Below are 11,816 nucleotides of genomic sequence, written 5' to 3'. Positions count from 1 at the left end.
CCTCGAGGCCGAGCGCCACGAAGAACTCGGTGACGGCGTCGAGGTCGGCAACGGTGATCCCGAGATGGTCGAACCGTGGTGTGTGTCCCATGCAGGTACCAGACCACGAGCGATGATCCGACTCATCGGCGACCGTCACGGTTGCTGAGGTACACCGGCAGGTGCCTGCGCTGCGGAGGTCTCGACAGGCTCGACCGGCGGTGGGTGCACCAGGGCCCGGCCAGGGAGGGAGGGTGGCCGGGCCCTGGGTCGTCCACGCACCTGTTGGACGGCGCCTGGACATGGAGACCGATCAGAGGGAGGGAGCATGACGACCGGTTCCGACCGCTCAACGAGTCCTTCGCAGGGGGGTTACGCCTGTAGAAGGGTCATTTCCGGACCTCGACGATCGGGAGCCGCAGGGCGCCGGGTGCGGAGTCGGGGACCACCGGGGCCTTGGGGGCGATCGGCTGGATCCTGGCGTACGGCTCGCCGAGGGCCGGCCTCGGGTCGGGCTCGCCCTTGTTGGGCCAGCACGCCATCGCCCGCTCGGCCTGGGCGGTGATGGTCAGCGCGGGGTTCACGCCCAGGTTGGCGCTCAGGGCGGAGCCGTCGGCGACGTGCAGGCCCGGGTGGCCGTAGACGCGCTGGTAGGCGTCCACGACGCCGGTCTCCGGAGAGTCGCCGATCGCGCAGCCGCCTATGAAGTGCGCGGTGAGCGGCATGCCGAACGGCTCGCCGATGTTGCCGCCGGGCGTGCCGCCGATCTTGGCCGCCATCCGGCGCGCGACCTCGTTGGCGACCGGGATCCAGCCGGGGTTGGGGGCGCCGTGGCCCTGGCGTGAGGTCATCCGCCACACGCCGAGCGTCCTGGTGCCGAAGGTCGTGATCGAGTTGTCGAGGCTCTGCATGACCAGCGCGATCACGGTCCGTTCGGACCAGTGCTTGAAGTCGTAGAGGTCCTTGACGTCGGCCCGCTGCCGCCACATCTCCTGCAGCCACACCCGCCACCGCGGGCCGTCGCCGTCCCCGTCGGTGAGGACGGTCTGCAGCATGGCCATGGTGTTGAAGCCCTTGCCGTAGCGGACCGGCTCGACGTGGGTGTCCTGGTCGGGGTGGAACGACGAGGTGATCGCGACGCCGTAGGTGTAGTCGGTCGGGTCGTCGGCCCGCCCGATGGCGCCGAGGATCGACTCCGAGTTGGTCCGGGACAGGTAGCCGAGCCGGTCGGAGAGGCGGGGCAGGTGGCCCTCGTCCTTCATCCGGTGCAGCAGCTTCTGGGTGCCGAGGGAGGCGGCCGCCATCACCACGTGCTCGGCGGTGAGGACCTTCTCGTGGCGCCGGGTCCGCGCCTTGGTGAACTTGACCCGTACGTCGTACCCGCCCGACGCCCGCGGCGAGATCCGGGTGACCGTGGTGAGCGGCAGGACCCGGCAGCCGTTGCGCTCGGCGAGGTAGAGGTAGTTCTTGACCAGCGTGTTCTTGGCGTTGTGCCGGCAGCCGCTCATGCACTCGCCGCAGTTGAGGCAGGTGTTGCGGGCCGGGCCGACGCCGCCGAAGAACGGGTCCTCGACGGACTCCCCCGGCGCCCGACCCGGCCCGCCGAAGAACACGCCCACCGGGGTCGGGTGGAAGGTGTCGGCCACGCCCATGTCGGTCGCGACCTTCTCCATGACCTCGTCGGAGGGTGTGCGCACGGGGTTCTCGACCACGCCGAGCATCCGCTTGGCCTGGTCGTAGTAGGGCGCGAGCTCGTCCTTCCAGTCGGTGATGTGGGCCCACTGCGGGTCGTCGTAGAACGCCGGCAGCGGCTCGTAGAGCGTGTTCGCGTAGACCAGCGAGCCACCGCCCACCCCGGCGCCGGCCACGATCATCGTGTCGCGAACGGCGTCGATGCGCTGGATGCCGTACATCCCGAGCGCGGGCGCCCACAGGTACCGCTTCAGGTCGAGGGTGCCGGAGGAGAAGTCCTCGTCGCGGAACCGCTCGCCCGCCTCGACGACCCCGACCCGGTAGCCCTTCTCGGTCAGCCGGAGCGCGGTGACCGAGCCGCCGAAGCCGGAGCCGACGACCAGGACGTCGAAGTCGAGCTGTTCGGGCATCTCAGGGGCGTCCGAGCTTCTTCATCAGCCGCATGTTCGCGTTCATGACCTTGGCGTAGGCCCGGTCGGACATCCCGAGCATCGGCCCGAACCGGATCAGCCGCTGGGTGGCCACCGACTGCGACTCGGTGTAGCGGTGGATGCCCTCACTGCCCTGTCGGCGGCCCATGCCGGACTGGCGCATCCCGCCCATGGGGCTGTCGATCGAGCCGAACGTCGCGCTGAACCCCTCGTTGATGTTGACGGTCCCGCACTTGACGAACCGCGCGAGTGCCCGCGCGCGGGCGCCGTCCTGGCTGTAGATCGCGGCGTTGAGGCCGTAGTCGCCGGCGTTCGCCCGGGCCACCGCGTCGGCCTCGTCGTGGAACCGGTAGACCGACACGACCGGGCCGAAGGTCTCCTCGCCGAAGCAGGTCATCTCGGGCGTGACGCCCTCGAGGATCGTCGGCTCGTAGACGTAGGGGCCGAGGTCGGGACGGGCCCGGCCGCCGGTCAGCACCCGCGCGCCCTTGGCCACGGCGTCCTCGACGTGGCGGGTGACGGTGTCGAGCTGGGCCTGCGAGATCAGCGAGCCCATGTCGAGCCCCCAGTCGAGGCTGGCGCCGAGCGACATCGCCTCGGTGCGGGCCACGAACCGGTCCACGAAGCGGTCGTAGACCTGGTCGGCGACGAACATCCGCTCCATCGAGACGCAGAGCTGGCCGGCGTTGGAGAACGACGCCCGCACCGCGCCCTCGGCGGCCTTCTCGAGGTCGGCGTCGCGGAGGACCAGGATCGGGTTCTTGCCACCGAGCTCGAGCGAGCAGCCGATCAGGCGGTCGGCGCAGCCCTCGGCGATGAGCCTGCCGGTCGCGGTCGAGCCGGTGAAGCAGATGTAGTCGGCGCGGCCGATCATCTCCGGGCCGATGTCGGCGCCCGGGCCGGCCACGACGGTCCACAGGTCGGGCGGGAAGCCCGCCTCCTCCAGCAGCTGGGCCCCGAGCAGCGCGGACAGCATGGTCTGGGCGTCCGGCTTGGCCACCACGGCGTTGCCGGCCAGGAGTGCGGGCAGGCCGTCGCAGAGCGCCATCGTGAACGGGTAGTTCCAGGGGCTGATGATCCCCACGACACCCTTCGGGACCCGGTTGACCTCGACCCGGGTCAGGCCGGGTACGACGCCGAGCTTGCGCTGGGTGTCGAGGTGCTCGTGGGCCGTGCGGGCGTAGTAGCGGGCGGTCAGCGCCACGTGCGCCGGCTCGTCGAACGCGTGCTTTCGCGCCTTCCCGGACTCCAGGACGATCAGGTCGATGATCTCGTCCTGACGGTCGAGGATCAGGTCGTGGAGCCGGAGCAGCATCCGGGCCCGGTCGTCGAGGCCGACCCGGCTCCAGGCGAGCTGGGCCTTGCGGGCGCGCGCGAAGGCCTGGGCGACGTCGTCGGCGCTCGACTGCGGCACGTGGGCCAGCGGCGCGCCGTTCAGCGGGCTCTGCACCTCGACGGTCTGCCCCGTCGTGGCCAGGATCCGCCGGGTCAGGCTGGCGACGTAGTCCGGCTCGAGGGCGTAGGACGCCGTGGCGTCGTGCTCGGGATCGCGCGGCCCCTCGACCAGCGGGCCGCCGGCCGGGCTCGGGTTCCGATCGCTCATGGTTCGAGCCTAGGCCGTGGTGACCTGCGCCACTACCGCCGAGTAGCCAGTGTGTCGCTTTACACACCCAGGCTCCGTGTCAAGGGGCTCACCACCGGGGTGGCAGCCTCGTGTAACACGCGGGGTGATCGCGAGACCGAACATCCGAGGCCGAGCCCGGGCACTGTCGGCGCACGGTTCTAGGGTCCGAGATCAGACCGGTGCCCCCACCCCCGGCGCCGGACGAGGAGGCATCACCATGACGTCCACCCCCTTCCCCGCCGACTCCCTCGTGGCTCGCTTCGACCAGGTGCGCGCCCACACCGAGCGGCTCGCGGCGCCCCTGTCGCCCGAGGACCAGACGGTCCAGTCGATGGCCGACGTGTCGCCGACCAAGTGGCACCGGGCCCACGTGACCTGGTTCTTCGAGACCTTCGTCCTGGCCGACCACGAGCCGGGCTTCGCGCCGTTCCAGGACAAGTACTGGTTCCTGTTCAACAGCTACTACGAGGCGGTCGGCCCGCGCTACGCCCGCGCCCAGCGTGGGATCGTCAGCCGGCCCGGCGCTCACGACGTCGGCCTCTACCGCGCCAACGTCGACGCCCGGATGCGGGAGCTCGTCTCGGGCCTCGACGAAGGCACGCTGAGCAAGCTCGGCGAGACGATCCAGCTCGGCTTCCACCACGAGCAGCAGCACCAGGAGCTGCTGCTGATGGACATCAAGCACGTGCTGTCGCTCAACCCGCTGCAGCCGGCGTACGCCGGCCGGCCGAGCGCCTCCAGCGAGCCCGACCGGCTCGGCTGGGTCGACGTCGACGGCGGGCTGGTCGAGATCGGCCACCGCGGTGACGGCTTCTCCTTCGACAACGAGCTGCCCCTGCACCAGGTCCACCTCGAGCCGTTCCGGCTGGCCGACCGGCTGGTGACCAATGGCGAGTGGCTGGAGTTCATGGCCGACGGCGGCTACCACCGCCACGAGCTGTGGCTGTCGGACGGCTGGGCCCGGGTGCAGGCCGACGGGTGGGAGGCGCCGTTCTACTGGGTCGAGCTCGACGGCGCCTGGTTCGAGCACACCCTGCACGGCACCTTCCCGGTCAACCCCGGCCTCCCGGTCGCGCACGTGAGCCACTACGAGGCCGACGCCTATGCGACCTGGGCCGGCAAGCGGCTGCCGACCGAGGCGGAGTGGGAGCACGGCGTGCGCTCCTCGGGGCTCGACGTCGAGGGCAACCTGGCCGACAGCGAGACCTTCCATCCGCGCGCCGCCGGAGAGGCCACCGGCGCCATCCGGCAGGCCTACGGCGACTGCTGGGAGTGGACGTCGTCGGCCTACCTCCCCTACCCCGGGTTCCACCCGGCCGAAGGCGCCATCGGCGAGTACAACGGCAAGTTCATGTCCAACCAGATGGTGCTGCGCGGCGGCTGTGCCTTCACCCCGCCCGGCCACACCCGGGCGAGCTACCGCAACTTCTTCCCACCGGGTGCGCGCTGGGCGCTGTCCGGCGTCCGGCTCGCCGACGGCGGTGCCCCGAGGGGGACGGCGTGAGCGATGAGGCGATGCCGGTGGTGTCGGTGCTGCTCGACCCCGACTGGGCCAGCGGGAGCCTGGTCGAGGACGTGCGCCGCGGGCTGGGCAGCCACCCGCTCACGCTCTCGCCCAAGTGGCTCTACGACGACGCCGGCTCGGAGCTGTTCGACGAGATCACCCGGCTGCCGGAGTACTACCCCTTCGGCGCCGAGCGAGCGATCCTCGAGGCCCACGCCGGCGAGATCGCGGAGGCCAGCGGAGCGACCACGCTGGTCGAGCTGGGCAGCGGGACCAGCGAGAAGACGCGGCTGCTCCTCGACGCGTTCACCGAGGCCGGACAGCTGACCCGGTTCGCCCCGGTCGACGTCTCGGAGGGCACGCTGCGCGAGGCGGCCGACGCCATCGCGCAGCGCTATGACGGCCTCGAGGTCGAGGCGGTGGTCGGCGACTTCACCCTCCACCTCGCCCACCTGCCCCGCGGAGGGCGCCGCATGGTGGCGTTCCTGGGCGGCACCATCGGCAACCTCTACCTCGAGGAGCGGCGCGCCTTCCTCGGCGCCCTGGCCGACGTGCTCGAGCCCGGCGACTCGGTCCTGCTCGGCACCGACCTGGTCAAGTCGGCCGACCGGCTGGTCGCGGCCTACGACGACAGCGCCGGGGTGACGGCGGAGTTCGTCCTCAACTCGCTGAGGGTCCTCAACAGGGAGCTCGGGGCGGACTTCGACCTGACGTCGTTCTCCTACATCCCGTTCTGGGACCCGCACATGGAGCGGATGGACCTCCGGCTGCGCTCGGAGACCCCGCAACGGGTGACCATCCCGGGCGCCGACCTGGTGCTCGACCTGGCCATGGGTGCCGAGATCCGCATCGAGATCTCCACGAAGTTCCGAGTCAGCCGGATCGCCGCCGAGCTCGAGACCGCGGGCCTGGCGGTGAGCAGGGTCTGGACCGACCCGGACGGCGACTTCGCGCTGACGCTGGCCACCAAGCCCTAGGAGACTCTAGGTGTAGATCGACTTGAGCTCGGTGTAGTGCGCCAGCCCCTCGGGGCCGAACTCCCGGCCGATGCCCGAGGACTTGTGGCCGCCGAACGGCGCGGCGAAGTCCATCGTGTAGGTGTTCACGCCGTAGGTGCCGGCGCGGACCCGGCGGGCGACGTTCAGCCCCGCCTCGCGGTCGGAGGTCCACACCGTGCCGGCGAGGCCGTAGTCGGAGTCGTTGGCGATCCGGACCGCGTCGTCGACGTCGTCGTAGGCGATCACCGACAGCACCGGGCCGAAGATCTCCTCCTGGGCGATCCGCATCCGGTTGTCGACCTCGGCGAAGACGGTGGGCCGGACGTACCAGCCCGACGAGAGCCCGTCGGGCATGCCGTTGCCGCCGAGCGCGACGCGGGCGCCCTCCTCCTGGCCGACGGCGATGTACTTCTCCACCCGCTCCTGCTGCCGCTGGGCGACCAGCGGGCCGATCTCGGTGGCCGGGTCGGACGGGTCGCCGACCGGCATCGAGGCGACCGTCTCGACCAGGGCGTCGACGACGTCGGTGTAGCGGGCGCGCGAGGCCAGGATGCGGGTCTGGGCCACGCAGGCCTGGCCGGAGTTCATCAGGGCGGTGAACCGGAGGCCGGCCATCGTGGCCTCGAGGTCGGCGTCGTCGAGCACGATCGCCGCGGACTTGCCGCCCAGCTCGAGCGAGACCCGCTTGAGCTGCTCGCCGCAGACCGCGGCGATCCGGCGGCCCGCCGCGGTCGAGCCGGTGAACGCCACCTTGTCCACGCCCGGGTGCGCGACCAGGTGCTCACCCACCTCACGGCCGGCGGCCACGATGTTGACCACGCCGGCGGGCACCGCGGCCTCGGTCAGCAGCTCGGCCAGGAGGTAGCCGTCGAGCGGGGTCTCCGGCGCGGGCTTCACGACCACCGTGCAGCCGGCCAGCAGCGCCGGGACCAGCTTGGACATGATCGTGAACTGCGGGACGTTCCACGGCGGGATCGCCGCCACCACGCCCACCGGCTCGCGGCGTACGACGACCGGCGCGCCGAGCACGCCGGGCCGCTCCTCCTCCCACGGAAACTCGCGCGCGATGCCGAGGAACGCCTCGATCTGCATCCACGGCGCCGGCGACTGCGCGAGGTTCGAGAACGACGACGGCGAGCCCATCTCGAGGGTGATCAGCTCGGCCATCTCGGCGAGCCTGCCGGCGTACAACCCCGAGAACGCCTGGACGACGTCGATCCGCTCCCGCGGCGACATCCGTGGCCACGGGCCCTCGTCGAAGGCGCGGCGGGCCGCGGCCACCGCGGCGTCGATGTCGGCGGCCGAGCCCTCGGGGACCCGGGCCACGACCTGTTCGGAGTGCGGTGAGACCACCTCGAGCAGGTCACCCGAGGCCGGCGCCGCCCAGCCGCCGTCGATGAAGAACGCATCGCGGTCGAGGGACATGGCTGCTCCGATCAGGGGGCGAGGGTGAACCAGTCGGCGAAGCCGCTGGGGTCGTGGCGGCCGAGGGCGCCGTGCTCGAAGAGCCCCCAGCCCTCCGCGCCGTCACAGACCGCGCGGCCGACGTGATCGATGACGCCGAACATCACCCGGCCGGTGACCTCCGGGTCGGTGAGGTCGTAGGTGACCCGCTCGGCGAAACCCGGACCCTTCCAGACGCCGTGGCCCCAGTCGGGGTCGCCGCCGTAGCCGCCGCCGACGTGGAGCGGCACCGGCAGCAGCGACTCGACCTCGAGCTGGACCGGCTTGCCCTCCGGTGTCGTGCACGTGATGGAGGCGCCGGTGGGGACTCGGGTGCCGGAGGCGTAGTGCACCCTGACCAGCGGCCAGCCGAGCTGCTCGACCCGGCCGTCGCGCCAGATCCGGGTGCAGTCGTTGAGGGTGCGGAGGCCGTCGGGCTCCTCCTGGACGATCAGCACGACGGCGAAGTCGTCGAAGGCCATCGGCACGTAGAGCCACCACATGCCCTCGAACTCGGGGTCGGCCGGGGCGCCCGGCGGCACCGCCTCGCCGACCGGGCGGATGCCCCACGAGCGGTCCCGCGAGCCGATCCAGCGGTCCGGGGTCACCGCGGTCTCCTCGCCGTCGACCACGACGGTGCCGGACCAGGTGCCGAGCTGGGCGAACCGCTGCGCGTCGAGCGTCACCCGCGAGCCGGCCCGCATGACGTGCGGCTGCTCGCGCACCACGGGGAACAGCCCCTCCCAGGTGAGGTCGGCGGCGATGCCCTCGGTCTCCTCGAAGACGACCCGGATCCGCTGCAGGGGCTCGACCACCTCGCAGCGGTAGGCACCGACGTGCTGGTTGAGCCGGTCGTCGTCGATCGGGTCCCCGAAGTGGACCGCGGTCTGGGTCTCGCCGCGGCGGACCAGGAAGAACGCGTCCTTGGTGCCGAGGTTGGGGTAGTAGCCGTGGCCGAAGATGCAGAAGACGTCGCCGGTCCGGTCGTGGGCGTTGAAGTAGGACCGGTCGTAGAAGTTGCGGTCGCTGCTGGCCACCCACGTCAGCGGCAGCGGCGCCTGGTGCAGCGGGAACTCATCGAGCGGGCCGATGCCGCCGGCCCACCTACTCATCAGCCAGCCTGCTCACGCGCCCACCTCGGCCAGGAGCCGCTCCATCAGCGGCTTGTGGTGGAACAGCGTCTCGATGTCGTCGGGCCGTTCGATCTCGCCGAAGTGGAGCTGCCGCGCGCCCGTGCGCATGAACACCACGCACCACTGGACGGCGTTGTAGAGGTGGTACCAGCTCAGGTCGCCGAGCCGGACGCCGGTCAGCTCGGCGTAGGTCGCCTTCACGTCCTCCTCGCGCATGAAGTGCGGCATCCCCGGCAGCTCGAAGACCGCGGTGATCGACTCGAAGACCATGTGGGCGAAGACGATCCAGGACAGGTCCATCTCGCGCGGGCCGAGCGCGGCCATCTCCCAGTCGAGCACTCCGACCGGGGCGAAGTCGCGGTAGAGGACGTTGCCGATCCGGGCGTCGCCCCAGCAGAGCACGGTGTCGGAGCCGCTGGTGTCCGGGAGGTTGTCCTCCAGCCACGTGAGTGCCCGCTCGGCGATCGGCGACCGGCCGAGGCCGGGGACCGCCCACTGGTACCACCCGCGGACCCAGTCCAGGTTGCGGGCCAGCGCGGTGTCCCCCGACTGGTCGGCCCGGGCCAGGAACGCGAAGGCGTCCTCGGCGTCCTGGATCGAGTGCAGCCCGGCGATCGCCCGCACCGTGTTGTCCTGCAGCCGCCGCTGGTCCTCCGCCGAGGCATCGGCCAGCCAGTTGTCACCCCAGTTGTACGGCGGCACGTCGGGTGGCACGACGCCCTCGATCCGGTCCATGAGGAAGAACGGCGTGCCCAGCACCTCGCCGGTCGGCTCGAACAGCCCGACCGCCGGCACCGGCACGTCGGTGCGCTCGGCGACGACGCGCATGGCGTCGTACTGGTCCTGCAGCGCGTAGTCCTGGAAGACCGGGAGCTCGTCGGGCGAGGGCGCCACCCGGGCGACGTACTCGCCGGTCCTGCGCGCGCCGTCCTCGGTCCAGGTCGCGTCGAAGACGAGAGTCTCCGACGACATCCCGTTGGAGTCGATGCCGCTGTGCAGCCTCACCTGCGGCTCGGCGCCGGCGGGCAGGGCGTCGGCCAGCCAGCCTTCGAGGAGCGCGGGCACCGTCGCGGAGTCGCGCGCGGTGCGCTGGAGCTTGAGGTCGGCCGGAAGGCCCTGGGTCACACGCGCCAGCGTGGTGGAACGTGTTCTAGTTTGTCAACGCCGCCCCGTGGGCGGGTCGAGACAACGCCGGAGGGCGAAGGCGGGTGCCTCCGCTGCGGAGGTCTCGACGAGCTCGACCAGCGGGGGCTACAGGATGTCGCGGGCCTTGACCCGCGCCTCGTCGGCCTCCTGGTCGGTGAGCTTGTCCTGCGATTCGCGCTCGGCGGCCACGCGCCGCAGGTAGCGGTCCACCTCGTCGTCGACCCGGGCGTCGTCCCAGCCGAGCTCGGCAGCCATCAGCGCGGCGGCGACCGGCGCGGCCCGGACGCCACGGTCGAAGGTCTCGATCGAGATGCGGGTCCGGCGGGTGAGGACGTCGTCGAGGTGGCGCGCACCTTCGTGGGTGACGGCGTAGACCACCTCGGCGGCGAGGTAGTCGTCGGCACCATCGAGCGGCTCGGCCAGCTCGGCTCGCTTCTCGATCATGGCGAGGAGGTCGTCGACCAGGTCGCCGTACCTCCCGAGCAGGTGGTCGATCCTGGCCAGGTGCAGCCCCGAGCGGCGGCTGAGCTGGACGCGCTGGTTGGTGCGGGTCTCGAAGCCGTCCGCGCCGAGGAGCGGCACGCGGTGGGTGATCGAGTCACGGACGGTCGTGCCGCTCGAGGTGAGCGAGTGCGCAGCGGCGTCGACGGCGTCGCGGGCCATCACGCGGTACGTCGTGAGCTTGCCGCCCGCGATCATCACCAGGCCGGGCACCGGCGTGACCACGGTGTGCTCGCGCGAGATCCGCGAGGTCGGCTCGGACTCGCCGGAGAGCAGCGGTCGCAGCCCGGCGTAGACACCCTCGACGTCCTCGTGGTCGAGGGGCTCGCGGAGGATCGCGTTGACGTGGTTGAGGACGTAGTCGATGTCGGTGCGGCTGGCGGCCGGGGTCGCCTTGTCGAGGTTCCACGGGGTGTCGGTGGTGCCGATGATCCAGTGCCGCCCCCACGGGATCACGAACAGCACCGACGTCTCGGTCCGGACGATGAAGCCGGCCTCGGAGCGGATCCGGTCGCGCGGGACGACGAGGTGGATGCCCTTGGACGCCTGCACGTGCAGCGCGCCACGGCCGCCGACCATCGCCTGGATCTCGTCGGTCCAGACCCCGGCGGCGTTGACCACGACGCGGGCCCGGATCTCGAGCTCGCCGCCGTCCTCGAGGTCGAGGGCGCGCACCCCGACCACCCGCTCGCCCTCGCGGACGAACCCGGTGACCCGGACCCGGTTGGCGACCAGGGCGCCGTGGGCCGCGGCGGTGCGGGCGACGGTCAGCACCAGTCGCGCGTCGTCGACCTGGCAGTCGTAGTAGCGGATCGCCCCGGCGATCGACTCCGGCGCGAAGTCCGGCGCGATCCGGGCCACCGCCTTGCGGGTCAGGTGCCGGTGCCGCGGCAGCCCCGCATCGGTCGGGCCGAACCTCGCCATGGCGTCGTAGAGGAGGAGCCCGCTGCCGACGTAGGGGCGCTCCCAACCCCGGTGGGTCAGTGGGTAGAGGAACGGCACCGGCCGGATCAGGTGCGGCGCCAGCCGGGTGTAGAGCAGGCCGCGCTCCTGCAGCGCCTCCCGCACCAGGCCGAAGTCGAGCATCTCGAGGTAGCGGAGCCCGCCGTGGATCAGCTTGCTGCTGCGGCTGCTGGTGCCGCTGGCCAGGTCGCGCTGCTCCAGCAACCCGGTGCTGAGCCCGCGCGTGACCGCGTCGAGGGCCACGCCGGCACCGACGACACCGCCACCGACGACGAGGACGTCCAGCTCCTCCGAGCCGGGCCCGGAGATGGCGGCAAGCGCCCGGACCCGCGCCTCGGGACTGAGTGCGCTCGGACCCCGGTCCATACCGTCCATCTTGACAGGCGTGGCGCTGCAACCGTG

Annotated in this window: 8 protein-coding genes; 2 read left to right on the top strand and 6 right to left on the bottom strand. The window is 71.7% G+C overall.

Annotation, left to right across the window (positions count from 1 at the left end):
- Positions 1-368 precede the first annotated feature (368 nt).
- The gene (locus VFV89_RS23045; protein WP_329708330.1) at positions 369-2,081 is read right to left on the bottom strand and encodes a GMC family oxidoreductase; all 1,713 of its coding nucleotides are present in this window, start codon (positions 2,079-2,081) and stop codon (positions 369-371) included.
- A 1-nt stretch (position 2,082) separates the two neighbouring features.
- Positions 2,083-3,705, bottom strand: a complete 1,623-nt coding sequence (locus tag VFV89_RS23040; RefSeq protein WP_329708329.1) for a succinic semialdehyde dehydrogenase — start codon at positions 3,703-3,705, stop codon at positions 2,083-2,085.
- A 238-nt stretch (positions 3,706-3,943) separates the two neighbouring features.
- On the opposite strand from VFV89_RS23040, the gene egtB reads away from it, so the two are divergent.
- Positions 3,944-5,230 (top strand): ergothioneine biosynthesis protein EgtB, encoded by a 1,287-nt coding sequence (gene egtB, locus VFV89_RS23035; protein ID WP_329708328.1) that lies wholly within the window; start codon positions 3,944-3,946, stop codon positions 5,228-5,230.
- On the top strand, positions 5,227-6,207 hold the full coding sequence (egtD, locus tag VFV89_RS23030) for an L-histidine N(alpha)-methyltransferase (RefSeq protein WP_329708327.1): 981 nt from the start codon (positions 5,227-5,229) through the stop codon (positions 6,205-6,207). Before egtB ends, egtD begins: the two co-directional genes overlap by 4 nt.
- A 6-nt stretch (positions 6,208-6,213) precedes the next feature.
- Here egtD and VFV89_RS23025 read toward each other — a convergent pair whose 3' ends face one another.
- The 4 genes from VFV89_RS23025 to VFV89_RS23010 all read right to left on the bottom strand — a co-directional run bounded on the left by VFV89_RS23025 (position 6,214) and on the right by VFV89_RS23010 (position 11,780).
- Positions 6,214-7,653, bottom strand: a complete 1,440-nt coding sequence (locus VFV89_RS23025) for an aldehyde dehydrogenase (protein ID WP_329708326.1) — start codon at positions 7,651-7,653, stop codon at positions 6,214-6,216.
- 11 nt (positions 7,654-7,664) lie between these two features.
- Entirely contained in the window at positions 7,665-8,783 is a 1,119-nt protein-coding gene (locus VFV89_RS23020; RefSeq protein WP_329708325.1) for a hypothetical protein, read from the bottom strand.
- Between the two features lie 12 nt (positions 8,784-8,795).
- Complete coding sequence (locus tag VFV89_RS23015; protein WP_329708324.1) at positions 8,796-9,929, bottom strand: phosphotransferase family protein; 1,134 nt, start codon at positions 9,927-9,929, stop codon at positions 8,796-8,798.
- A gap of 126 nt (positions 9,930-10,055) precedes the next feature.
- The gene (locus VFV89_RS23010; protein ID WP_329708323.1) at positions 10,056-11,780 is read right to left on the bottom strand and encodes a glycerol-3-phosphate dehydrogenase/oxidase; all 1,725 of its coding nucleotides are present in this window, start codon (positions 11,778-11,780) and stop codon (positions 10,056-10,058) included.
- Positions 11,781-11,816 lie beyond the last annotated feature (36 nt).

Source organism: Nocardioides sp. (assembly GCF_036274455.1).
GTDB lineage: Bacteria > Actinomycetota > Actinomycetes > Propionibacteriales > Nocardioidaceae > Nocardioides.
Note: the sequence above shows the minus strand (reverse complement) of the source record. Positions and strands in the feature narration are given on the sequence as shown.